The organism is Nocardioides terrigena, assembly GCF_003047265.1.
GTDB lineage: Bacteria > Actinomycetota > Actinomycetes > Propionibacteriales > Nocardioidaceae > Nocardioides > Nocardioides terrigena.
In genome coordinates this window covers 215,797-239,400 of sequence record NZ_PZYY01000005.1, presented here as the reverse complement: position 1 = coordinate 239,400, position 23,604 = coordinate 215,797, and the positions used below count along the sequence as shown (strand labels likewise).

Below are 23,604 nucleotides of genomic sequence, written 5' to 3'. Positions count from 1 at the left end.
TCGCGGACTCTTTGCGCCGTTCACCGAGCCCCCCGAGCGGCCTGCGCGAGCAGCTGCTCGAGCCGCTCGGTTCCCGCTTCGGCCGAGTAGCGCTCGACGTACGCCCGGCGGCCCGCGTCACCCAACCGGCGACGGGCGTCGGGACCCATGTCGACGACGGCCTGGAACGCTTCTGCCAATCTGGCGTCGTCCTCGGGGGGCACCGCGACACCGCACCCCGCATCAGTGACGACGTCGGCGGCGTCCCCTGCGACCGCACACACGATCGGGCTGCCGCACGCCATCGCCGCCTGGATCTTGCTGGGGATGGTCCCGGTGAAGAGTGGGAGGTCCTTCAGCGACACCAGCTGCGCCGCCGCCTCGGCCATGAGCGCGGGCATCGCCGACATCGGTCGAGATCCGAGAAACAGCACCCGGTCCGCGGCGCCGAGCTCGACCGCCAACCGCTCGAGTCGATCCTTGGCGACCCCGTCGCCCACGAACACCAGTCCGATGTCAGGCCGCGCGGACAGCCGCGCCATGGCGCGCACCGCGTGGTCGAGGGCCTGCACATCGCCCATGCCACCGGCGTACATCAGCCACGTCCGGTCCGTCGGCAGCTCCCGCGACAGCGACCGGGCGGGCGAAGCCGTGGGAGCGAAGACGCGCTCGTCCACCCAGTTGGGGATCGAGACCGGCGGGACCGTCGTGCCGCGCTCGGCGAGCATCCCGGCCATGGTGGGGCTCAGGGCAGCGGTGCCGGCCGCACGGCGATAGAGGCCGCGCAGGCCGACGTTGATCACGGACTCCGCGACGTCGTTGAGGCGCGCGCCGGGCAGGAAGCCACTCGCAGTCACCGTCTCGGGCCAGAGGTCCTGCACGTAGAGCACGTAGGGCACTGAGTGCAGCCTGTGCAGCGCCCATGCGGCCAGCCCGACGGTGGCCGGGGACAAGTAGGTGAGGACCACGTCCGCTCCGCGGAGCCAGCCCACCTGGGTCGTGGCGGAGGCGGCGAACGAGGTCAGCGTGAGTGCGCGCCGCAGGGCGTTCTGGTCGTGGCTCGGCACGTCGGGCACGCGAAGCAGCTCGATGCCGTCGCGCATCTCGAGGTCCCGCATTCGCATCCGGTAGCCGTCGTAGACCCTGCCCTGCGGATAGCTGGGAAAGCCGGTGAGGACACGGATCTGATGGCCGCGAGCCTGGAGACCCCTGGCGATCGCCGTCGGGTGGGCAGCCGCGCCGGTCTCTGGCTCATACCACTGGCTGATCATGCCGATCTTCACGCGACAGCCCCTGTCCGCGCGAGATGCGGCGCCACCAGGTAGGCCAGCAGCAGCGCTGCCACCGCGGGTAGGGACACGGTGAGTGGCGCCAGGGCGATCGCGCAGCACACCACCAAGCTCACTGCTGCGCACAGCGAGGCCGAGGCAGTGTGCGACCACCCCCCGTCCACCAGTTGCTGGTAGACGTGCTCGCGGTGCGCTTGCATGAGGGGGCGCCGGCCGGCTGCACGCTTGACCAGGACCCAGCCGGTGTCGGCGATGTAGACGGCAAGCGGCGCCAGGCACAGCACCGCGGAGACGTCGTTCGCCCACGCCCACACGCCACCCGTCACCACGAGGAACCCGACCCCGTAGCTGCCGACATCGCCGAGGAAGACACGGGCGTGCGGCGCGTTCCACGGCGCGAACCCGAGCATGGACCCTGCCACGACGGCGCCGAGAGTGACAAGACCGTCGAGGTCGTTCTCGACGCCGATCCAGCACCACCACGCCCCTGCGACCACCGCGGTGAGCGCGGAGATCCCGTTGATACCGTCCATGAAGTTGAAGGCGTTGACGTACCCGGCGACGGCCACCACCGTGACCAGCGCGAAGAGACCCACGGCCGGAGCGGGCGAGGCGGTCGACACCGCCCACACCGCAACCCCGACCCCGGCGATCAGCTGCAGCACGAGGCGTACGGCCCCGGGCAGCGGCATGCGGTCGTCAGCCAACCCCACCGCGGCCAGCGCAAGCGCGAGGATCAACGGGACCCACAGCACTTCGCGCCCTGTCAGGGCCGCGGCGGTGCTCGCGAGAGCCACCGCCGCCATCACAGCCAGCCCTCCCCCGCGCGGCACCGGCACGCTGTGCGACGACCGCTCGTTGGGTACGTCGAGGAGCTGGCCGCGCCGCAGGAACGGCACGATCAGACCGGTCAGCAGGAGAGCCGCGGCCAAGGCCACCGAGAACGCGACCATCACGCTCCGGATTCGATCAGACGCTGGAAGCTGGGCAGCCCGAGCAGGAGATCCCCCACCTGGTTGACGTCGAGCCGCTCGGTGTTGTGGGAGTGGTAGTCGTCGAGCTCCGACTCCCTGCGGTCGCCCGCGTCGAAGTACTCGCCGTAGTTGAGGTCGCGAGCGTCCACGGCGACCCGGAAGTAGTCGCCCTGGTCCTCCGCCCGCGCCAGCTCCTCGCGGGTCGCCAGCGTCTCGTAGAGCTTCTCTCCGTGCCGGGTCCCGATCACCTTGATCTCCGGGACGACCCCCATGGCGTTGCCGACGGCAAGCGCCAGGTCCTCGATGGTGGACGCCGGCGCCTTCTTGATGAACAGGTCACCCGGACGCGCGTGCTCGAACGCGTGCTCCACGAGCAGCACGGCTTCGTCGAGCGACATCAAGAACCTGGTCATCTTCGGGTCGGTGACGGTGAGCTCCCGGCCGGCACGAACCTGCTCGACGAACATCGGGATGACGGAACCCCGGGACATCATCACGTTGCCGTAGCGAACGGTCGAGACGACCGTGTTGGCCGTCGGGTTGTTGCGCGCGAATGCCTGGGCAACCTTCTCCATCATGGCCTTGGACATGCCCATCGCGTTGACGGGGTAGGCCGCCTTGTCCGTGCCCAGACAGACCACCGAACGCACCTCGTTGGCGTTGCTCGCCTCGATCACGTTGGCGCTGCCCAGGACGTTGGTGCGCACCGCCTCGAGGGGGAAGAACTCACAGCTCGGGACCTGCTTGAGGGCGGCGGCGTGGAAGACGTAGTCCACGCCGCGGGTGGCGCGGTCGACACTGTCGTAGTCGCGGACGTCACCGATGTAGAAGCGGACACGATCGTCACCGATCCGGCGCCGCATGTCGTCCTGCTTGAGCTCGTCGCGGCTGAGGATGCGGACCTCGCCGATGCCACCGTCGAGTAGGCGCCGGACCATCGAGGAGCCGAAGGAGCCGGTGCCACCCGTGACGAGGACGGTGGACTGGGAATCGACTGGCGTCGACAAGGAGAGGACTCGCTTTCAGGTTGTTGGGAAGGGTCAGTCGACGTAGGAGGCAACGGGATCGGGCAGGTGCACCCAGTCCTCGAATGCCTGGCGGAGCCCCAGGTGGGTCGAAGTGTCCAGCTTGTACGACCGGACGACGCCCTCAGCCAGCGGCGACACCGGCGCGTGGGAGACGAGGGGGTGTCTGGAGCGCTGGTCGCTCTCGGCACCACTGAACAGCTTCTCGTGCAGCTTCTCCCCCTCGCGCAGGCCGGTGTAGACGATCTCGACATTCTCGCCGGAGAGCTCGATGAGCTGTCGCGCCACGTCGTCGATCTTCACCGGCTGCCCCATGTCGAGGATCATCACTTCACCGTCCTGGCCGATCGCGCCTGCCTGGATGACGAGCTGCACGGCCTCCTCGACCGTCATGAAGTATCGCGTGATGTCCGGGTGCACGACGGTGACCGGGCCGCCGGCCGCGATCTGCGCGGTGAAGGTGTGGAGCACCGACCCGCGGCTGCCGAGGACGTTGCCGAAGCGGACGCTGATGTAGGCGCCGTCGGTCTCCTTAGACCTTGCCGCCGTGAGACGCTCAGCCACGCGCTTGCTGTAGCCCAACACGCTCTTGGGATCGGCCGCCTTGTCCGTCGAGATGTTGACGAAGGTGCCGACGCCGACCTCTGTGGACACCCGAAGCACGTTGGCAGTGCCCAAGACGTTGGTCTTGAACGCCTCGAGCGGGTACTGCTCCAGCATCGGCAGGTGCTTGAGGGCCGCGGCGTGGAAGACGACCTCGGGCCTGCGCTCCTCGAAGATCTCACGGAGTGCGGGCTCGTCGCGGATGTCGTTGAGCACGACGTCCGGGCTGTCCAGCAACGCACGACCGTGGATGGAGAGCTGCACCGCGTGCAGGGCCGACTCGTCGCGGTCGAGCATGATGAGCTCGGCAGGGCCGAACTTGTGGAGCTGGCGGCAGAGCTCTGAACCGATCGAGCCGCCCGCCCCCGTGACGAGCACCCGCTTGCCGGTGACGTAGCCCGCGATGGTCGACACGTCGGTCTCGACGGTCGCGCGCCCGAGGACGTCGGCCATGTTGACGTTGCGCACATCGCGGACGTCGGCCTTGGCGGAGAAGGACTCGGCGAACGACGGCAGCACCTTGACAGTGATGCCCAGGTCCCGCGCCTGGTCGACCAGCGGGCGGATCAGCTCCTTGGATGCAGAGGGGATGGCGACCACCACCACCTCGGCGCCGGTGTGGTGGACGACGCGCTCGAGGTCCTCCAACCGGCCCATGACGGGGACGCCGAAGTGCCGCCGCTTGCGCTTCCACAGGTCGTCGTCGAGGAAGGCCACCGGGATCAGGCCCTCCTCGGGCCGACCCAGCATCGAACGCGCGAGGCGGTTGCCGCTGTAGCCGGCACCGACGATGACCGCGCGCCGAGCGCCTTCGGCACCCGTCAGAGCGATCTGATCGGTCAGGTGGCGCCACAGGGCCCGGACCGTCAGCATCACGAAGAACCCGAGGAAGGTCGCGGTCAGGGGGACGCTTCGTGCGAACCACGGGGGGTCGGCGATGGCGTTCAACGTCGCCACCGTCATGCCGCAACCGAAGGTGACGAGGCCCAGGGCGATCGTCTCCTCGATGGTGGCCACGCCTACGCGACCCAGGTAGACGCGACTGGCGAGGCCGACGACCCACTGGAGTCCGACGGCGCCGAGCGTGATCCACGCCGCGTGCTGCCAGACGGCATCGATGTCGCCGCCGTAGCGCGCGGTCAGGCCCACACAGTAGGCGAGCACCAACGCCGAGGCGTCGAATGCCATGAGCACGCCCGTACGCCTGGCGCGCACCCGCGACTGTATCCCTGTCCCTGCCATGACTCCCCCACGAAGTACTGACGCCCACTGAGGGCCGAATCCAATGATGAGCGTGTCGTAGACGCGCACCGACGCAGGTCGCCACCCGCGGGCAAGCGAACCCCGGCGTCAAGTAGCGCCTGACTGAATGGTCACATCATGCCAGTCGAAGCATCTTCAACCTATTTGTGGGGGGTGCGTGCCGACCTGTGGGGGCGCGTGCCGACCTGAGGGCTGAGCACGGCCGACCTCGGGCTGGCCTGCGCGCAGCCATGGACGCAGACGAGAAGCATCGAGCAGGCGTGGCGTCTGCTGTTACCGTCCGCGACAATGAATGCTCACGTGTCCCGGGTGGTCTGCCGCGCCGCAGTCGGCGCTCTAGCTGCGACCCTGATGGTCTGGCTCCCCCCGTCGGCCCACGCCGAGCGGGTCAAGCCGCACCTCTTCGGCATCGACCTGATCCAGCTCTCAGCTCCTGCGGCACCGTTGGTGTCGACGCCTACCGCGCGCCTGATCGTCAACTGGGCCAATGTGGAACGTTCCCCCGGGCAGCTCGACTGGTCGAAGCTCGACGCCAGGATCGACATGGCTCGGCAGCACGGGTCCAAGCCGCTGCTCACCCTTTTCGGCACCCCCGCCTTCTACGGAGTGGGCGAGTCGGGCGTCCCGAGCTTGCTCCGGCCCCCCAGGCTGAGCGCCTACCGCACCTTCGTGCGGGCCCTGGCCGAGCGTTACGGCGCCCGTGCGGACTATCAGGTGTTTGCAGAGATGAACTGCCCGTGCAACTACATCGGCACCCCTCGACACATGGCGAAGATGACCCGCGTCGCTGCGCTGGAAGTGCGCCGACACGCTCCCGGGGCCGAGGTGGTGGCTCCACACGGACCCATCCGGTACTCCTCCAACCGGGCCTGGTTCCGCGAGTACTGGAGCGAGCGGGTGGGCGGGAAGCCCGTGGCCGAGTTGGTCGACGTGGCAAGCCTGAGCGGCTTTCCCCGGGCCAGGATCGGGCCTGAGAAGGGGATCAAGCTCGTGAAGTGGTTGCGCCGCATGACGTCGCAGTACGGCTTCTCCGGGCCGATCTGGATCGTCGAGATCAACTACGACGTGAACGGAGGTCGAGCGACTGTCCCGATCAGCGTCGACCAGCAGGTCGCGAACGTGGTCAAGACCTACGTGCTCAACGCCTCCATCGGGACCGAGCGTGTCTACTGGCACTACTGGTCTCCGCCGACGCCGAACATGAACACGGCCATGCTCACCCCTGACAACCAGCTGGCGGCGCCCGGCAGGGCCTTCGGCGTGATCCAGCCATGGCTGATCGACACCCGGGCCGCAGGGTGCACGATCACCAAGGGCGACCTCTACACCTGCCTCTTCATTACCAAGAAGGCTGAGCGCCGAGTCATCTGGAGCATGTCCGGGAGGGAACGGCGCGTCGTCGTTCCGGACCGTACGAGGCGGCTCTTCTCCCCTGACGGGACGGTCCGCGACATCAGTTCGCGCGGCCGTGTGCGGGTTGGCTTGGTGCCGGTGATGATCGAGTCCCGGCGCGAACCGAGCCGGGGCAAGGGCAACGACCCGCGCCGCTGACCCGGAACCCCGCAGCAGCAGGAGGCAGGACAGACCCGAGGTCGCGGCCCGGATGGTCGCCGCAGTCCTCGATCGGGTGTGACCCGTCGTTTCAGTACGTCTCTGAGGTGAAATCCCCCCTCCAAGGGGTGGGACCCAGGCGGCCCTACGTGACCCCTGATACTCATTTTGGTCACAGTCAGGGAGATCTTGACCACACGTTGGTAAACAATTGAATCAAGCGTCCGAACTCTCTCTGAACAGATGACAGGGTTGTGCCTCGTCGGGCCGACATCGGCCCGATCTGTTTCGGGGCCTGTGGGGGGCAACGTATGTCGATCATCAGTGAGCGGTTGAGCACCAGCGTCGGCACGACGCAGGATGCCGACGCGGCCGCGGCCATTACTGCCGCCGCCCCCACCGCGGCCCGCAAGGCCTCCCGTCGTGCCCTCGCCCGCATCCCGCTCGCCGCCGTGATGGTCGACCTGGCCATGATGCTCGCCGCCGTCGCCGTCGGCGGACTCATGCGCGAGGCCCTTCCCGTCTTCCCCCGCAACATCCAGGGCATCCCGGTGGGAGCGGAGATCATCGCCGGCCTCGTGGTCCTGTGGCTGGTCGTGATCTTCGGCCTCGGCGGCTACCGGTCGCGTCTCTTTGGCGCCGGCACCGACGAGTACAAGCTCGTCATCAACGCCACCCTGATTACTGCCGGCCTCGTCGGCATCTTTTGCTACCTGATCCAGTACGAGTTCTCCCGGGGCCTCTACCTCTTCTCGTTCCTGAGCGGGATCCCCCTCCTGGTGCTCGGCCGGGTCGTCATGCGGACCCTGCTCAAGAGCGCACGCCGACGTGGCGCTCTCCTCCAGCGGGTCGTGCTCGCCGGGCTCCCCTCCCACGTCGACGAGATCGCCGCGGTGCTGCGCCGCGAGTCCTGGCTCGGCTACCAGGTCGTCGGCGCTTTGACCCCGCCCACCGACTTCCGCGAAGAGACAGCGTCCGGCATCCGGGTGTGGGGCAACACCGACGACGTCGCCTGGGCCGCCGACACCCTCAAGGCCGACACGGTCTTCGTCGTGGGCGGTGCCTTCACCTCGTCGGCCCAGACCCGCCAAGCGGTGTGGGACCTCGAGGAGCGCGACGTCTCCGTGGTCGTCGCACCGAGCGTCACCGACGTGTCGAGCGAGCGGGTGCAGATCCGTCCCGTAGGCGGCCTCCCGCTCATCCACCTCGACCCGCCCCGCTCGGCCGCCGCGGTTCGGTGGGGCAAGCGGACCTTCGACGTGGTCGTCGCGACCTGCCTCGTGGTGGCCTTCTCCCCCGTCTTTGCGTTCTCAGCGTTCCGAGTGTGGGCGTTCGACCGCGGCCCGATCCTCTTCCGCCAGACCCGGGTGGGCAAGGACGGCCAGGACTTCTCCTGCCTCAAGCTGCGCACGATGGTCACCAACGCCGAGGAGATGCTGCAGGACCTCCACGCGGAGATCGGCCACAAGGAAGGCCTCTTCAAGATGGTCGACGACCCGCGCATCACCACGCCCGGTCGTTGGCTGCGTCGCTTCTCCCTCGACGAGCTGCCCCAGCTCTTCAACGTCCTGCGTGGCGACATGAGCCTCATCGGCCCGCGCCCGCCGCTGCCCAGCGAGGTCGAGGCGTACGCCGACCACATGCACCGCCGCCTGCGCGTGCGCCCCGGCATGACCGGACTGTGGCAGGTCTCCGGACGGTCCAACCTGTCGTTCGACGAGGCGATCCGTCTCGACCTCTACTACGTCGACAACTGGTCGATGCTCCAGGACCTGTCGATCCTGGCGCGCACCTTCGGCGCCGTCTTCGGCAGCCGCGGGGCCTACTGACCCTCGCGCTGCTCCTCGAGCAGGTCGAGGAGGTAGGCGCCGTAGCCGCTCTTGACCAGCGGCTCGGCACGCTGGCGCAGCTCGTCGTCGGACAGGAAGCCCATCCGCCAGGCGACCTCCTCCGGCGCGCCGATCTTGAAGCCCTGGCGACCCTCGATCGTACGGACGAAGTTGCTCGCGTCGTTGAGCGAGTCGAACGTGCCGGTGTCGAGCCACGCGGTCCCGCGCGGCAGCACCTCGACCTGGAGCTTGCCCTGCTCGAGGTAGATCCGGTTGAGGTCGGTGATCTCGAGCTCGCCCCGGGCCGAGGGCTTCAGGTCCGCGGCGTGCCCGATCACGTCGTTGTCGTAGAAGTAGAGACCCGGCACCGCGAAGTGGCTCTTGGGCTTCTCGGGCTTCTCCTCCAGCGACAGCGCGCGGCCCTCGGCGTCGAACTCCACCACGCCGTACGCCGTGGGGTCCGCCACGTGGTAGCCGAAGACGGCCGCCCCGACGAGGTTCTCGAAGCGGCGCAGCCGGGTGCCGAGGCCGGTGCCGTAGAAGATGTTGTCGCCCAGCACCAGTCCGGCCGTGTCGTCGCCGACGTGGTCCGCGCCGATGATGAAGGCCTGCGCCAGGCCGTCGGGACTCGGCTGCACCGCGAAGGTGATGTCGACGCCGAACTGTGAGCCGTCGCCCAGCAGGCGGTGGAAGCCCTCGGCCTCGTGCGGAGTGGTGATGATGAGGACGTCCCGGATCCCCGCGAGCATGAGGGTGGAGAGCGGGTAGTAGATCATCGGCTTGTCGTAGACCGGCACGAGCTGCTTGCTGATGCCCTGGGTGATCGGGTGCAGTCGCGACCCGGTGCCGCCGGCCAAAATGATTCCGCGCATGGTCGTCACCCTAGAGGGGTCGCTTCCGGCCGTGTCACCACCACTACACTCCGGCGCATGGATCGACTTCTCGTGACCGGGGGCGCCGGCTTCATCGGCTCCAACTTCGTGCACCACCTGATGGAGCACACCGACGTGCGGGTGACCGTGCTCGACAAGATGACCTACGCCGCGAGCCGCGAGGCCATCGCCGGTCTCCCCGAGGACCGCGTCCAGCTCGTCGTCGGTGACATCGCGGAGCCCGACGTGGTCGACCCGCTGGTCGCCGAGCACGACGCGGTCGTGCACTACGCCGCGGAGTCGCACAACGACAACTCGCTGCACGACCCGAGCCCCTTCATCCGGACCAACATCCTGGGCACGTTCACGATCCTCGAGGCGGTCCGCAAGCACGACAAGCGCCTGCACCACGTCTCGACCGACGAGGTCTACGGCGACCTCGAGCTCGACGACCCCAAGCGTTTCACCGAGGACACGCCCTACAACCCGTCCTCGCCCTACTCCGCGTCCAAGGCTGGCTCCGACCACCTGGTCCGCGCGTGGGTCCGCAGCTTCGGCGTGCAGGCGACCGTCTCCAACTGCTCCAACAACTACGGCCCCTGGCAGCACATCGAGAAGTTCATCCCCCGCCAGATCACCAACGTCATCGACGGCATCCGCCCCAAGCTCTACGGCTCGGGAGAGAACGTCCGCGACTGGATCCACGCCGACGACCACTCCTCGGCCGTGTGGACGATCCTCAACAAGGGCGAGATCGGCGAGACCTACCTCATCGGCGCCGACGGGGAGAAGAACAACCTCGAGGTCGTCCGGCTGATCCTGACCCTGATGGGCCAGCCCGCCGACGCCTTCGACCACGTCACCGACCGGGCCGGCCACGACCTGCGCTACGCCATCGAGTCCGGCAAGCTGCGCCAGGAGCTCGGCTGGCAGCCGCAGTTCCAGGACTTCGAGTCCGGGCTGGCCAACACCATCGAGTGGTACCGCACGCACGAGGACTGGTGGCGTCCGGTCAAGCAGTCCGTCGAGGCGCAGTACGCGGAGAAGGGCCAGTGACCCTTCCTTCCCTCGAGACGACCCCCATCCCCGGCCTGGTCGTCGTCCGCCTTGACCGCCGCGACGACGCCCGCGGGTTCTTCAAGGAGAACTGGCAGCGCGAGAAGATGCTCGCCATCGGCCTGCCCGACTTCGGCCCGGTGCAGAACAACGTCTCCTTCAACGCCGACCGCGGCGTGACCCGCGGCATCCACACCGAGCCGTGGGACAAGTTCGTCTCGCTGGCCACCGGCCGGATCTTCGGCGCCTGGGTCGACATGCGCGAGGGCGAGTCCTTCGGCGCCACCTTCTCCCTGGAGATGGACACCTCGGTCGCGGTCTACGTCCCGCGCGGCGTCGGCAACAGCTACCAGACGCTCGAGGACGCGACGGCCTACACCTACCTCGTCAACGAGCACTGGCGTCCGGGCATCGCCTACCCCGCGCTCGCGCTCGACGACCCGACCGTGGCCATCCCGTGGCCGATCCCGCTGGCCGACGCGATCATCTCCGACAAGGACCAGCACAACCCGGCCCTCGACCCGGCGACCGCCATCGCGCCCAAGCGGACACTGGTCCTGGGCGCCGGCGGCCAGCTGGGCAAGGCCCTCGTCGCGGACCTTCCGGGCGCTGAGGGAGTCACGCGGGCCGAGCTCGACGTCACCGACGCCGCGGCCGTCGCCGCCTGGCCGTGGCACGAGTACGCGGTGGTCCTCAACGCCGCCGCCTACACCGCGGTCGACACCGCCGAGACGCCCGAGGGTCGCCGTGACGCCTGGGCTGCCAACGCCGTCGCGCCCGCCACCCTGGCCCGGCTGTCCTGCCGCCACGGCTTCACGCTGGTGCACTACTCGTCGGAGTACGTCTTCGACGGCACCGCCGAGGAGCACACCGAGGACGAGCCGCTGAGCCCCCTCGGCGTCTACGCGCAGTCCAAGGCGGCCGGCGACATCGCCGTCGCGATCGCATCGCGGCACTACCTGCTGCGCACCTCGTGGGTCATCGGCGAGGGCAACAACTTCGTGCGCACCATGCAGCGACTCGCCGCCAATGGCGTCTCCCCGAGCGTGGTCTCCGACCAGGTCGGGCGGCTCACCTTCACTGACGAGCTGGTCCGCGCCACCCGGCACCTGCTCGAGTCGGGTGCCGACCACGGCACCTACCACGTCTCCAACGGCGGGCCCGCGATGTCGTGGGCCGAGGTCGCGCAGGCGGTCTTCGAGCGCTCGGGTCGGTCTGCCGACGACGTCACGCCGATCACGACGGAGGAGTACGCCGCCGGCGTGCTCGCCCAGGACAAGCCCTTCGCCCCGCGCCCGCTGCGCAGCGCGATGTCGCTGGAGCGGCTCGAGGCCACCGGCTTCGAGCCGGAGGACGCGACGGTCGCGCTGGAACGCTACCTGGCCTCGACGGCGTCGTCCGACCGGCCGTAGTCGTCCTCGAGGCGGCAGATGTCGTCCTCACCGGTGTAGGCGCCGCGCTGCACCTCGATGATCACCAGCTCCTCGTCGTGCGCGTTGGTGATGCGGTGCGCCGCGCCGAGCGCGACGTCGATGGAGTGACCCGCCTCCGCGATGAGGGTCTCGCCCTCCACCACACACGTTGCAGTGCCGGCGATGACCACCCAGTGCTCCGAGCGGTGCTCGTGGGTCTGGTAGGACAGACGCTGGCCGGGAGCCACATGGATGCGCTTGACCTTGTAGCCGTCACCCTCATCGATGACGTGCCACGAGCCCCACGGGCGCTCTTCCCAGTCCAGCGACATGCGTTACTTCTCCCCTTGTGTGCGTCGGATGACCCGCAGACCCTACCTGTCGGAGACCGTCCACGATGTCGAACCCGTCGTCGCGCCGTCTAGGGTGGGGCGTCTCACTCTCACCCCTCGGGAAACGGAACCGCGTGGAACTCAAGGACTACTGGCTGGCTGTCCGTCGTCGCTGGCGCATCGTGGTGGCGACGCTCGTGATCGTCGTTGCCTTCGCCGGCATCGTCACCTTGACAGCGACTCCGCAGTACGAGTCGTCGACACGACTTTTTGTCTCGACCACGAGCGAGTCCGACTCGAGCTCGGCCTACGCCGGCAACCTCTTTGCCACGCAACGGGTGACGTCATATGCCGACCTTGTCACCAGCCGCGCACTGGCCGGCCAGGTCAGCGAGCGGCTGGGAGACGATTCCGACCCCGAGGAACTGATGGACTCAGTCACGGCAAGCGTCGTCCCGGAAACCGTCAACCTCGAGATCACCGCCGTGGACATGGACCCCGTCCGGGCTCGTGATATCGCCCAGGCCTACGGCGAGGAGCTGACGATCTTGGTGCGGGAGCTCGAGACGCCAGACGGTGAGAGTCGTGCCCCCATCCGGGCAACCATCGTGGACGAAGCCGTGGAAACATCGTCGCCTGTCTCCCCGCAACCCGTTCGCAACCTCGCCCTGGCCGGTGTCCTCGGGCTGCTGCTGGGCATTGGCCTCGCCGTCGCCCGGGAGCTGCTGGACACCTCCCTCTCCACCGGCGACGACATCGGCGACGTCACCGACGCACCCATCCTGGGCAACATCGCCACCGACGAGGCCGCCAACCTTGCGCCACTCGAGGTCCTCACCTCGGCGACCCCGTGGGCCGAGGCCTTCCGGGTGCTGCGCACCAACATGCAGTACGTCGAGGTCGACGAGGAGCAGAAGGTCATCGTGATGACCAGCTCGCTGCCCGGTGAGGGCAAGACGACCACCGCGATCAACCTGGCGCTCACGACCGCGATGGCCGGCCAGCGGGTCGTGCTGGTGGAGGCCGACCTACGCCGGCCGCTCATCGCCCAACGCCTCCAGCTGGACGGGGCCGTCGGCACCACCAACGTGCTCATCGGCAAGGTCTCCCTGGTCGACGCCCTCCAGGAGTACGGCACGTCCGGGCTGCAGGTGCTCGCGTCCGGGCCGATCCCGCCCAACCCGTCCGAGCTGCTCCAGTCGCACGCCATGGAGGCCCTGCTCACCGACCTGCGCGGCAAGTTCGACGTGATCATCGTCGACGCGCCGCCGTTGCTGCCCGTCACGGACGCCGCCCTGATCGCGGCCCAGGCCGACGGCGCCGTCATCGTCATCCGCCACGGCCGCACCACGCGCGACCAGCTCCAGCACTCGATCGAGCGCCTCGAGGCCGTCGATGCCAAGGCCCTCGGCGTGGTCATCAATCAGGCGCCCAGTCGCAAGAACCGCACCGGCTACGGGTACGGCTACGGGTATGGCTATGGCTATGGCTTCGCGTCCGAGGTCGAGGTGGACAGCAAGCGCTCGCGCCGCGAGGCGACCGCCCGCACCAGGGCGGAGTCCAAGGCGTCGGCCACGAAACCCACGAAGGCCGGCCGTCGCCGGGCCTGAACTACTCTGGACCCGTGAGCTTCTTCCAGATCGAGGGCTACGTCTACCTCATCGTCATGCTGGCCCTGCTGGCTGTGAAGTCGTATGCCTTCATCAGCTCCCTGCTCTTCCCTGCCGAGGCCTACACGGCCACGGGCAAGCTCACCAAGCCCGCGTGGAGCATCATCCTCGGGCTCGGCCTGCTCGCCCAGGTGCTGCTGATCAGCTCCTCCCCCATCAACCTGATCCACCTGGCCTTCACGATCGCGGCCCTCGTCTACCTTGCCGACGTGCGCCCCGCCCTCGCCGAGGTCACCTCCGGCCGCTAAAGAACGCTGGTCGAGGAAGTCGCCCTGGCCACCACCGCTGGTTGAGAAAGGCGCTCTGCCACCGCCGCTGGTTGAGGAAGGCGCTCTGGCGCCTGTCTCGAAACCGAAGCCGATCCTCACCAACGACAACGACCCCCAGCCATCCGGCCGGGGGTCGTTGTGTGATTCAGACCGCGGCCTTCAGAAGAGGGCCAGCTGGTCGTCGTCGGTGCCGCTGAGGGCACCAGTCCTTCAGTCGCCGACCTTCTCGGCGGCCTCGGTGACGGCCTGGGTCGCGTTGGCGGCGGTCTTCTGGGCCGCGGTCACGGTGGCCTTGGCGCTGCTCTGGGCCGTGACGGTCTTCTTGGCCGGAGCCTTGCGGGCCGGGGCCTTCTTGGCCGCGGTCTTGGTGGCCGCGGTCTTGCTGGCGCTCTTCTTCGCGGCGGCCTTCTTGGCGGCGGTCTTGTTGGCGGTGACCGTCTTCTTGGTGGCGGTGGTCTCCGCGTCGACGGCCTTCTTGGCCTGCGTCGCGGTGGTCTTGGCCTTGGCCTTGGTGGTCTTGGCCGAGGCGACGGTCCGCTTGGTGGACTCCTGGCGGCGGACGCGGCCCACGAGGGTCTCGCCGCGCTTGACCAGGTCGTCGTAGGTGTCGGTCGCGGTGGCGACGTTGTCGTCGACCAGCTTCTGGACCTTGCCCGGGTAGGCCTTGGCCTCGGCCTGGAGCTCGGCGACGCGGGCCTCGATGGCCTCGCGGCGGGCCTTGGCGTCCTTGGCGAGGGCGTCGACGCGGGCGTTGACGACGGTGGTGGCGCGGTCGGCCAGGGCCTTGGGGTCACCGGCGGTCTTCTGCACGTCGGAGACGCGGGCGGTGACGTCCTTCTGGACGCCCGCGATGCGGGTCTGGGTCTCGGTGACGAGGTCGCGGACGATCTCGACGGCGAGGTCGGTCACGCCGACGTAGGCGAGAACGGGCTTCGGGAGGGTGGCCTTGGCCATGGTGGAGCTCCTTCGTGTTGACGTGTGGACCGACCCGATCACGATGATCGCGGTCGGGGTCGGATCAGCTCTTGTCGCCTGCCTGGCCCGCGTTGAGGGCGAGGAAGGAGGCGTAGACGTCCAGCAGCGACTGCTTCTGGCGCTCGGTCAGTCCGGTGTCGGCCAGGACGGCCAGCTCGACCGACCCCCCGACGCCCGGCTCGGGGCTCACGATCCCCGCCCGCACGTTGAGCTGCTCGGCGGAGATGCGCAGTGCCTTGGCGATCTGCTGGAGCACTTCGGCGGAGGGACGGCGCAGACCACGCTCGATCTGGCTCAGGTAGGGATTGCTGACGCCGACCTGCTCGGCGAGCTGCCGCAGGGACAGCCGCGACGCGAGTCGCTGCTCCCTGAGGAAGTCTCCGAGGGAGCCGACGACGGTCTTCCCGTCCTTGCTGTCCTTGGCCATGCCTCCATAGTGCTAACACTTGTTAGCAAAATGCAAACTAAGGGGCCGTGAGTGCGCTCACACTGCCAATCAGGACTGGGAGATGGGCGCTAGCTAGTACGTCGCGCGGATCTCGCCGACCGGCTGGCCACCGCCCAGCAGCACGTGCTGACCGGTCCGGCCTACGGCCTCTGCGTCGACCCCGTCGAGCTCGAGAACGCCCGAGCGCCGAAGTGCCTCGGCCATCAGCACGGGGCGCACCCGGGGAGCGCCGTCGTCGGTCTTGAGGGCGAAGGCACGACCGTCGGGCAACGCGACGGCATAGACCGACTCGGCGCCGGCCTTGCCGATCGCGCCGGGGATGGCGGTGAGCAGAGCGAGCTCGTCGCGCCGGGTGCCGGAGACGTACGCCGGGTGCTCGCGGATCGCGTCGGCGATCCGGCGCTCGGGCCCGTCGGTGGCCACCGCCAGCGTCCGGAAGGCGCGGGCGAGCCCGACCAGCGACGTGGAGAGGAGCGGGGCGCCGCAGCCGTCGATGGCGACCGTGGTGACCGGCTCCCCGGTGAGGTCGGCGAAGGTCTCGGCGATGACCTGCTGGAGCGGGTGGTCAGGTGCCAGGTAGGTCTCGACCGGCCAGCCGTTGATCACGCAGGTGGCCAGCATCGCCGCGTGCTTGCCCGAGCAGTTCATCAGAATCGACGTCTTCGTGCCGCCCGCGCGGATGACGTCATCGCGAGCGGCGTCGTCGACCGGCCAGTCGGGCGGCGTCTGCAGCGCGTCCTCGGTGAGTCCGGCTGAGTCGAGGATGCGTCGGGCGCCCTCGACGTGGAAGGGCTCGCCGGAGTGCGAGGCGCAGGCCAGCGCCAGCAGGTCCGGCGGCAGGTCGAGGCCGGCCCGGACCATGCCGAGGGCCTGGATCGGCTTGTTGCACGAGCGCGGCAGCACGGGCTCGTCGACCACCCCGACTGACCAGTCGACTCCCCCGTCCGAGTCGAGCGCCACGACGGATCCGTAGTGGTGCCCCTCCACGAACCCCGAACGGACGATCTCGGCCACCACCACTGCTCTCGACATGGCTGCAGGCTACCGACGCCGGACTGGCAGGATTGACCCGTGTCGACACCCCAGCACCACCCCAGCCCGCGCGAGCTCGACGACCTCGAGCTCCTCACCACCGGGGCCGTCCACCCGCTGACCGCGTTCAACGCCCCGGGCAGCGTGCTCACCATCGACCTGCCGGGCGACCTGGCCACCGCCGACGAGGTCGAGCTGGTCGACCCCGAGGGCCTGCCGCTGGCCCGTGTCGCGCCGGCCACCGGCGACGTGACCGCGCTGACCCACGCGCAGTACGGCCCCTTCCGCCGGCTCTACCTCTCCGCCAAGCAGGTGCGCGAGCAGCACGCCGGCCGCACCGTGGTGCCCGTCACCGATGCCCTCACCGCCACCCAGCTGGAGGAGGTCCGCGGCCTGGGCCCGAGCCTGCTGCTCGTCTTCGCCGGCCACGGCACGTCAGACCTCTCCCCCGTCGCCCTCATCCGCGCCACCCTGGCCGCCGCCGACCTGCTCGACGACGCCGTCGTCGTGGTCGTGCCGCTCGCCGACCACGGTGACGCCGACGCCGACCACCAGCTCGGCGTCCGCGTCGCCCAGGCCTACGCCGGCAGCGACCCCGTCCACGCGTTGGCCGAGCCCCCGCCCTCGCTGGTTGAGGTGCGAGCGGAGCGAGCCTCGAAACCACCCCACCCCCCGACCATCCAGACCATCGTCGACCGCGACCTCCCCGAGCCCGGCGAGCAGGGCCTGGTCCTCTTCTTCACCGGCCTGTCCGGCAGCGGCAAGTCCACCCTCGCCCGCGCCCTCATGGACCGCGTCCTCGAGCAGGGCGAGCGCACGGTCACCAGCCTCGACGGCGACGTCGTCCGCCGCCACCTCTCCGCCGGCCTCGGCTTCTCCCGCGAGGACCGGGAGACCAACATCACCCGCATCGGCTGGGTCGCCGCCGAGATCGCTCGCCACGGCGGGGTCGCGATCTGTAGCCCCATCGCCCCCTTCGCCTCCACCCGCGCGACGGTGCGCGACATGGTCGAGGAGGCCGGTGGCGAGTTCTTCCTCGTGCACGTGGCCACCCCCCTCGAGGAGTGCGAGCGGCGCGACCGCAAGGGCCTCTACGCCAAGGCCCGCCGGGGCGAGATCCCCGACTTCACCGGCATCTCCTCGCCCTACGAGGAGCCCGACGACGCCGCGGTGCGCGTCGACACCACCGGCCGCACCATCGAGGACGCCCTCGACGACGTCCTCGACGCACTGGCCGACACCGGCCACCTCTCGCTGGGCGAGTCCTCTCCGACGGTGGTTGGCGAGCCCTCTCCGTCGGTGGTTGAGGTGCGAGCGGAGCGAGCCTCGAAACCCTCCCCCATCCGAGTCCTCTTCGTCTGCACCGCCAACATCTGCCGCTCGGCGTGGCTCGAGCAGGCCGCCCGCGCGATGGACACGCACGGCATCGAGTTCAGCAGCGCCGGCACCCACGGCTTCGACGCGCACCCCATGGACGCCGTGATGTCGAGCACGCTCGACGCCGCCGACGAGGGCTTCCGGAGCCGACGCCTGACCCGCGACATCGTCGAGCAGGCCGACCTCATCCTCACCGCGGAGAGCAGCCACCGGGCCTTCGTGCTCGAGGAGCACCCCCAGGCCCTGCGCAAGGTCTTCACGCTGGGGCAGTTCGCCCGGGCCGCCCAGGCGGCCCCCCACCTGCGGGGCCGCGACCTGCTCGCAGCGGCCGGCGAGCGGCGTACGGCCCCCGTCCCCGACGACGACATCGACGACCCCTACCGGCGCGGGGATGCGGCCGCTGAGGCCGCAGCAGGCAAGATGTCGACAATGTTGAGCGTGATTGTGGAAGCGCTCGCCGAGGAGGACTGATGGCCGAGCTGATCACCCTGACCGCCCTGTCAATCGTGGTGGCGGGCTTCGTCGTCGGCATCGTCGTCGGCCTGACCGGCATGGGTGGCGGCGCGCTGATGACGCCGGCGCTGATCTTCCTGGGCGTCGGCGAGGCCGCGGTCGTCGTCACGGCCGACCTGACCGCTGCCGCGGTCTACAAGACAGGCGGCGCGATCGTGCACAAGCGCGAGGGCTCCCCGCACATGCAGCTCGCCAAGTGGCTCATCATCGGGTCGGTGCCGATGGCCCTGCTCGGGCCCTACCTGGTCAAGACCTTCGCCGACCCGGACGACCTCGACAGCACGCTCAAGCTCTGCATCGGATTCGCCCTGCTCTTCGCCGCTGCGACCTACGCCCTTCGGCTCTACATCAACCTCAAGCGGGTGCGCAACGGCACCCACGTGGTGGATGACAACCCTGCCGTCCGCATCCTCCCGACGTTGCTCGTTGGCGCCCTGGGCGGCCTGCTGGTGGGCATCACCAGCGTCGGCTCGGGCTCGGTCATCATGATCGCGCTGCTCATGCTCTACCCGGGGCTCAGCGCGGTGAAGCTGGTCGGCACCGACCTCGTCCAGGCGGTGCCGCTGGTGATGGCGGCCGCGATCTCCAACATCGCGATCCACGGCCTCGACTGGGGCGTGCTGATCCCCCTGCTCATCGGATCCGTCCCGGGCACGCTCATCGGCGCCAAGATCGCCCCCAAGGTCCCGCAGTCGATCATCCGTCGCGGCATCGTCGTCGTGCTCACCATGAGCGGCGTCGCGCTGCTCGACAAGGCCGGCTGGCCGCCCCTGGGCGCGGGCGAGGACGACACGCACCCGATGCTCATCGCCGGGGTCGGCCTCTTCGTGCTGGTCATCCTGCCGATCGTGTGGGGCTTCCTCCGCAAGAGCGAAGGCCTGCCGATGTTCGGCAAGCCCACCATCGCCGAGCTCGAGGATCCGAGCTTCCAGCCCGGCCTCATCGGGATGAAGCGCACCGACGACTGATCGCCGGTCCAGACCGGTCGACAAAGTGCGTGGCACAGACCGACGCCACGGAGGATCGTCGGCGGCATGGCGATCGTCCGCGCCGTCCTGTTGGCAGCACTGGCTGCCTCTCTGGTGGGCTGCGCCGACGACGGCGGCGACACCGCGCCCACGGACCCTCCACGCACGTCCACCCCGGAGACCATCCCCGAGGTCACCTACCTCTCGGCGGGTGACCTGCCTGACCCGTTGACCCTGCGCGACGTGGACGGCCGCACGATCACGGCCAAGCCGTTCGCCGACTTCGCCGTGGCGAGCGGCTCCGGCGTCTGGGTGTCCGGGGTCGCGCCCGGCGCGGTGCGCTACGACGACACCTCGGGCGCGGTCACCGCGCGCACCCCCGTCCGGGGGTCCGTGACGCAGGCCCTCGAGGAGTCGGGCGACGAGGTATTCGTGCCCACGGGCGGACCCAGCGCGCTCCTGCGCCTCGACGCCACCACCGGTGAGGTCCTGGCACGCGTGCCACTGCCGGCCAGCCCGGTGGCGGAGGGCGTGGTCGGTGCGGCCGACGGCACGGGCTACGTCCTCATGGATCCTCTCGAGCCGACCATCGCCGTGGTCAGGGGCGACGAATTGGCCGAGACCCTGGCCGCCCCCGACACAGCAACGGGCGTCCGAGCAGCGTTCGACGCCCTCTGGGTGCCCACGGGCCTCAACACCGTGGAGCGCATGGACCTCGAGTCCCGCGAGTGGACGAGCATCCCGGTAGGTCCCCGGCCCCGGTTCATGGACGTCGGTTTCGGAGCCGTCTGGGTGATGAACCAGGGGGACGGCTCGATCACGCGCGTCGACGGCAGGTCGCCGGAGGCCGAGACCTTTGCCGTGACCGGCAACGCGATCGGCGGAGGTGACCTGACCACCGGCGCCGGGGCAGTCTGGCTGCGCACCGACACCGCCGTGGCCCGCATCGATCCTGCGTCCCGCGCGGTGACGCACTGGATCGAGCTGCCACCCGGCAGCGGCAGCGTGGCCGCAACCGACCGGGCGCTGTGGATCACCAACCACGACCACCTGGCCGTGCACCAGGTCCCGCTTCCACTCCCGGACTGAAGACCCCGCGGCTGGGTCACATCCCGAGCAGCTCGCGGCACTGCGCAGGCGTCATCGGCTCACGTTGGGCCAGGCGACCCAGCTCGACCGCGCGCTCGACGAGCTGGCGGTTGCTCTCGACGGGCACGCCCCGCGCGATGGTGAGCACGTCCTCCATGCCGACCCGCAGGTGGCCGCCCTTGGACAACGAGGCCAGCGCCACCGACAGGGTCGTGCGGCCGATTCCGGTGGCCGACCAGGAGGTCACCTCGGGCGGCAGCATCGCCACGCCCGCGACCAGCGCGTCGGCTGTGCCGGGCATGCCGCCGGGCACGCCCATCACGAAGTCGCAGTGCACCTTGCCGCCATGCGGCAGGCCGTAGGTCTTGAGCAGCCGCCCGAGGGCGTGCACCTGACCGAGGTCGAAGAGCTCGAACTCCGGCACGACCCTCCGCTCCTGCGCAAGCTGGTAGAGCTCGCACACGAAGGGCCACGGGTTGCTGAAGACGTCATCGCCGAAGTTGGTCGTCCCCATCGTTAGGCTGCACGAGTCGGGCTCGGCGTCGAGCACCTCGAGCCGCTTGTCGAGCGGGTCGTGGACCGAGCCGCCGCTGGACAGCTGCACGACGAGGTTGCTCGACTCCCGGACCGCCGCGACCCACTCGCGCAGCAGCGACTGGTCGAGCGTCGGCGCGTGCTCGCCGTCACGCACGTGGAGGTGGATCATCGCCGCGCCGGCCGCCTCGCACTCCGCGGCCGTGTCCGCGATCTCCTCCGGAGTCGTGGGCAGCTGCGGGCAGTCCGCCTTGCTCGTCTCGGCACCCGTCGGTGCCACGGTGATCAACAGTCCGTCAGCCATGGGAGCACCTTAGGGTCGCCACATGCGTGCTGTGCTCCAGAGGGTCCTCTCCGCCTCCGTCACGGTCGAGGCCGAGGTTGTCGGCAGCATCGACGGCGGACTGCTCGTCCTCCTCGGAGTGACGCACACCGATACCGAAGTCGAGGCCGCCTGGATGGCGCGGAAGATCCGCGACGTCCGCATCCTCCGGGACGAGCAGTCCGTCGGCGACGTGGGCGCTCCGGTGCTGCTGGTCAGCCAGTTCACGCTGTACGGCGACGCTCGCAAGGGCCGCCGTCCCACCTGGTCGGCCGCGGCTCCCGGTCCCGTGAGCGAGCCGCTCTACGAGGCCGTGTGCGGCGAGCTGGAGCGCCTCGGCACCCACGTGGAGCGGGGGATCTTCGGCGCGGACATGCAGGTGGCGTCGGTCAACGACGGACCGGTGACGCTGGTCATCGAGTCCAGGGTCCAGCCATGAGCCCTTGAGGAGCCTTTCGAATCCTCCGCTGCGGCAAGCGTTGTTGAGTAAGCACGCCACGCACTCGGTCGGCACATACGTGACTGTCGAAGTCGCGATCAATGACCAGCTGCCGCGGCCGGGTGCCGCCCCCGCTCCTCGGTCACCATCCCGGTCGCCTCCACGAGGACGCCCGACTCGCCACCGAGCACCCCCAGGAAGACGAAGGGGATAGTCGCGAGCGCGCGCAGGGCCTTCGCCCGACGCGTCGTGGTCGATGGTGCTGCGTCGACGCCCGCGGGCGCCCAGGTCAGCTCACCGGCCTCGAGCCTGCGGCGAGTCTCCCGACATGCCTTGCCCGGGAGCCCCCCTGTCGCGGCGTGCAGCTCCTCCGCCAACTGGTCGGTCGGCTCCGCCTGGAGGACGAGGGCAACCAGCCGACGGAAGTCGTGTCGACCGAGGGGGGGCACCTCGACGACGGCCCCGCAGCCCCCCACGCCATCCCGGGGCATGCGGGACACCGGCACGATCGCCACGCGATGACGGTCCTCAGCTAGCCCCTGCACCATCGCCATCAGCCCTGGGGTGAGAGCCCCCTGGTCGGGAAATAGCTCCACGATCGCCCCGGCTTCGTCGCCCGCGGGCGGGTATGCGATCGGGAGCATGAGGGACCGCGCGGCATCCCTGGCGACGGTCTCACGACCCGAGCCGGGCTCGCCGACCAACCAGACGACACCCCGCGGACCGTCCGGACCCAACAGGAACGCCTCGAGCGCCGACCTGACCTGTCGGATCTCGCTCTCGCGACCCACCGTGGTCTCGCGGGGCGGCCACTCCGCGCAGGAGCGCACCACCTGGAGGTACTGCGCGCGGGTCTGAGCTGACGGGTCGATGCCATAGGTGTCCGCGAGGTGCCGTCGCAGGCGCTCGAACTCCTCGACGCACCGCGCGGTCTCCCCCATGGCGAACCAGGCGCGCATGACGGCACGCGTCGACCGGTCGGAGGGCTCGACCGTGCCAGCGCGCTGTGCGAAGTCGAGGGATCTGTGCCAGTCGGCGCACCTGCCGGCCGCCGCGGCTGCGTCGAGCAGCACCTGGATCCTCTGTCGACGCAGCTCGTCGCGAGCCTCCGTGAGCACCCTGCAGTCGGCATCGGCCACGTCGAGGTCACCGCCATAGAGCACCTCAGACTCCTCGGCGAGGTGGATTACCTGCGCGGGCTGGTCATGCACCTCCTCGATCCTGCCCACCAAAGCGCGATAGGCGGCGACGTCGACCCACACGTCGCGCAGCGCAAGGCCGGCACCGACCCGTTCGACCGTCTCCGTGCCAAGGACCTTGCGGATCTGGGAAGTGGCCGTGCGCAGGCTGGTGCCGGCGCGCTCAGTGTCCGCCGTGGGCCAGAAGAGGTGCGTCAGCTTGCTCATCGGGACAGGCTGTCCCTCGGCCAGGGCCAGCACCCGGAACAGGTCGAACGTCTTGGTGGTCCGCCAGGCGGCGGCAGGCACGACAGCGCCGCCGCTGTCGTGGATCTGACCCGGACCCAGCAGTCGGGCAAACGCGGGCATGTGGCGTGTCCTCTCGGGTCACCGAGAAAGTGTGGATGAGCCACCATGCACCCCTCCTTTGGGGGGAAGACAACCCCCCAGAATGCACTCACCCAAATTGCGGTAGGGCCCTCAGGTTTCACAGATCTGTGACAGGACCCTCCTGACACTGCGGCAGCGGGCGCGCCTGCGCCCACCGCCGTACGCAGGTGCGGTGGCAGTCAGAGGGAGGACTCGTCATGAGTCGAAGAGGAACA

The 23,604-nt window shown here is 69.5% G+C and carries 21 protein-coding genes; 10 read left to right on the top strand and 11 right to left on the bottom strand.

Annotated elements, in window-relative coordinates:
• Positions 1-20: 20 nt before the first annotated feature.
• The 4 genes from DAE25_RS12725 to DAE25_RS12710 are packed head-to-tail and all read right to left on the bottom strand — an operon-like array spanning position 21 to position 5,058.
• The gene (locus DAE25_RS12725; protein WP_107766562.1) at positions 21-1,262 is read right to left on the bottom strand and encodes a glycosyltransferase family 4 protein; all 1,242 of its coding nucleotides are present in this window, start codon (positions 1,260-1,262) and stop codon (positions 21-23) included.
• Positions 1,259-2,221 (bottom strand): MraY family glycosyltransferase, encoded by a 963-nt coding sequence (locus tag DAE25_RS12720; protein WP_107766561.1) that lies wholly within the window; start codon positions 2,219-2,221, stop codon positions 1,259-1,261. The genes DAE25_RS12725 and DAE25_RS12720 overlap by 4 nt, the downstream gene beginning before the upstream one ends.
• A complete protein-coding gene (locus DAE25_RS12715) occupies positions 2,221-3,249 on the bottom strand; it encodes a polysaccharide biosynthesis protein (protein ID WP_267895257.1) in 1,029 nt (342 codons plus the stop codon). Before DAE25_RS12715 ends, DAE25_RS12720 begins: the two co-directional genes overlap by 1 nt.
• A gap of 33 nt (positions 3,250-3,282) precedes the next feature.
• On the bottom strand, positions 3,283-5,058 hold the full coding sequence (locus tag DAE25_RS12710; RefSeq protein WP_159083712.1) for a polysaccharide biosynthesis protein: 1,776 nt from the start codon (positions 5,056-5,058) through the stop codon (positions 3,283-3,285).
• A 363-nt stretch (positions 5,059-5,421) separates the two neighbouring features.
• Here DAE25_RS12710 and DAE25_RS12705 point away from each other — a divergent pair, with 363 nt between their 5' ends.
• Positions 5,422-6,684: a hypothetical protein gene (locus tag DAE25_RS12705; protein WP_159083711.1), complete on the top strand. Its 1,263-nt coding sequence runs from the start codon at positions 5,422-5,424 to the stop codon at positions 6,682-6,684.
• Between the two features lie 311 nt (positions 6,685-6,995).
• Positions 6,996-8,513 carry a sugar transferase gene (locus tag DAE25_RS12700; protein ID WP_107766558.1) on the top strand — a complete coding sequence of 506 codons (1,518 nt, stop codon included), beginning with the start codon at positions 6,996-6,998 and terminating at the stop codon, positions 8,511-8,513.
• Here the strand turns inward: DAE25_RS12700 and rfbA are convergent.
• Positions 8,507-9,385 (bottom strand): glucose-1-phosphate thymidylyltransferase RfbA, encoded by an 879-nt coding sequence (gene rfbA / locus DAE25_RS12695; RefSeq protein WP_107766557.1) that lies wholly within the window; start codon positions 9,383-9,385, stop codon positions 8,507-8,509. The genes DAE25_RS12700 and rfbA overlap by 7 nt on opposite strands.
• A gap of 57 nt (positions 9,386-9,442) precedes the next feature.
• On the opposite strand from rfbA, the gene rfbB reads away from it, so the two are divergent.
• Both rfbB and DAE25_RS12685 read left to right on the top strand, forming a co-directional pair.
• Positions 9,443-10,441, top strand: coding sequence for a dTDP-glucose 4,6-dehydratase (rfbB, locus tag DAE25_RS12690; protein WP_107766556.1), 999 nt, complete (start codon positions 9,443-9,445; stop codon positions 10,439-10,441).
• A complete protein-coding gene (locus DAE25_RS12685; protein WP_107766555.1) occupies positions 10,438-11,853 on the top strand; it encodes a sugar nucleotide-binding protein in 1,416 nt (471 codons plus the stop codon). Before rfbB ends, DAE25_RS12685 begins: the two co-directional genes overlap by 4 nt.
• Here DAE25_RS12685 and DAE25_RS12680 read toward each other — a convergent pair.
• A complete protein-coding gene (locus DAE25_RS12680) occupies positions 11,817-12,185 on the bottom strand; it encodes a phosphomannose isomerase type II C-terminal cupin domain (protein WP_107766554.1) in 369 nt (122 codons plus the stop codon). The genes DAE25_RS12685 and DAE25_RS12680 overlap by 37 nt on opposite strands.
• Positions 12,186-12,319: 134 nt before the next feature.
• Here DAE25_RS12680 and DAE25_RS12675 point away from each other — a divergent pair, with 134 nt between their 5' ends.
• Positions 12,320-13,795, top strand: a complete 1,476-nt coding sequence (locus DAE25_RS12675; protein ID WP_107766553.1) for a polysaccharide biosynthesis tyrosine autokinase — start codon at positions 12,320-12,322, stop codon at positions 13,793-13,795.
• A 14-nt stretch (positions 13,796-13,809) separates the two neighbouring features.
• Positions 13,810-14,103 (top strand): DUF2516 family protein, encoded by a 294-nt coding sequence (locus tag DAE25_RS12670; protein WP_056886982.1) that lies wholly within the window; start codon positions 13,810-13,812, stop codon positions 14,101-14,103.
• Positions 14,104-14,334: 231 nt separating this feature from the next.
• On the opposite strand, the gene DAE25_RS12665 is transcribed toward DAE25_RS12670, so the two are convergent.
• From DAE25_RS12665 to DAE25_RS12655, 3 genes are all read right to left on the bottom strand, one after another.
• Complete coding sequence (locus DAE25_RS12665; RefSeq protein ID WP_107766552.1) at positions 14,335-15,078, bottom strand: hypothetical protein; 744 nt, start codon at positions 15,076-15,078, stop codon at positions 14,335-14,337.
• Positions 15,079-15,142: 64 nt separating this feature from the next.
• On the bottom strand, positions 15,143-15,526 hold the full coding sequence (locus tag DAE25_RS12660; RefSeq protein WP_107766551.1) for a helix-turn-helix domain-containing protein: 384 nt from the start codon (positions 15,524-15,526) through the stop codon (positions 15,143-15,145).
• A gap of 93 nt (positions 15,527-15,619) precedes the next feature.
• Entirely contained in the window at positions 15,620-16,579 is a 960-nt protein-coding gene (locus tag DAE25_RS12655) for an asparaginase (RefSeq protein ID WP_107766550.1), read from the bottom strand.
• A 39-nt stretch (positions 16,580-16,618) separates the two neighbouring features.
• On the opposite strand from DAE25_RS12655, the gene cysC reads away from it, so the two are divergent.
• The 3 genes from cysC (at position 16,619) to DAE25_RS12640 (ending at position 20,526) form a co-directional block, all read left to right on the top strand.
• Complete coding sequence (cysC, locus tag DAE25_RS12650) at positions 16,619-18,427, top strand: adenylyl-sulfate kinase (RefSeq protein WP_107766549.1); 1,809 nt, start codon at positions 16,619-16,621, stop codon at positions 18,425-18,427.
• Positions 18,427-19,437 carry a sulfite exporter TauE/SafE family protein gene (locus DAE25_RS12645; RefSeq protein WP_107766548.1) on the top strand — a complete coding sequence of 337 codons (1,011 nt, stop codon included), beginning with the start codon at positions 18,427-18,429 and terminating at the stop codon, positions 19,435-19,437. The genes cysC and DAE25_RS12645 overlap by 1 nt, the downstream gene beginning before the upstream one ends.
• A 66-nt stretch (positions 19,438-19,503) precedes the next feature.
• Complete coding sequence (locus tag DAE25_RS12640) at positions 19,504-20,526, top strand: NHL repeat-containing protein (protein ID WP_107766547.1); 1,023 nt, start codon at positions 19,504-19,506, stop codon at positions 20,524-20,526.
• Between the two features lie 16 nt (positions 20,527-20,542).
• Here the strand turns inward: DAE25_RS12640 and DAE25_RS12635 are convergent, their stop codons facing one another.
• On the bottom strand, positions 20,543-21,364 hold the full coding sequence (locus DAE25_RS12635) for a BKACE family enzyme (RefSeq protein WP_107766546.1): 822 nt from the start codon (positions 21,362-21,364) through the stop codon (positions 20,543-20,545).
• Positions 21,365-21,386: 22 nt separating this feature from the next.
• Here DAE25_RS12635 and dtd point away from each other — a divergent pair, with 22 nt between their 5' ends.
• Complete coding sequence (gene dtd / locus DAE25_RS12630; protein ID WP_107766545.1) at positions 21,387-21,821, top strand: D-aminoacyl-tRNA deacylase; 435 nt, start codon at positions 21,387-21,389, stop codon at positions 21,819-21,821.
• A 98-nt stretch (positions 21,822-21,919) separates the two neighbouring features.
• Here the strand turns inward: dtd and DAE25_RS12625 are convergent, their stop codons facing one another.
• Entirely contained in the window at positions 21,920-23,368 is a 1,449-nt protein-coding gene (locus tag DAE25_RS12625; protein WP_107766544.1) for an AfsR/SARP family transcriptional regulator, read from the bottom strand.
• Positions 23,369-23,604: the final 236 nt, after the last annotated feature.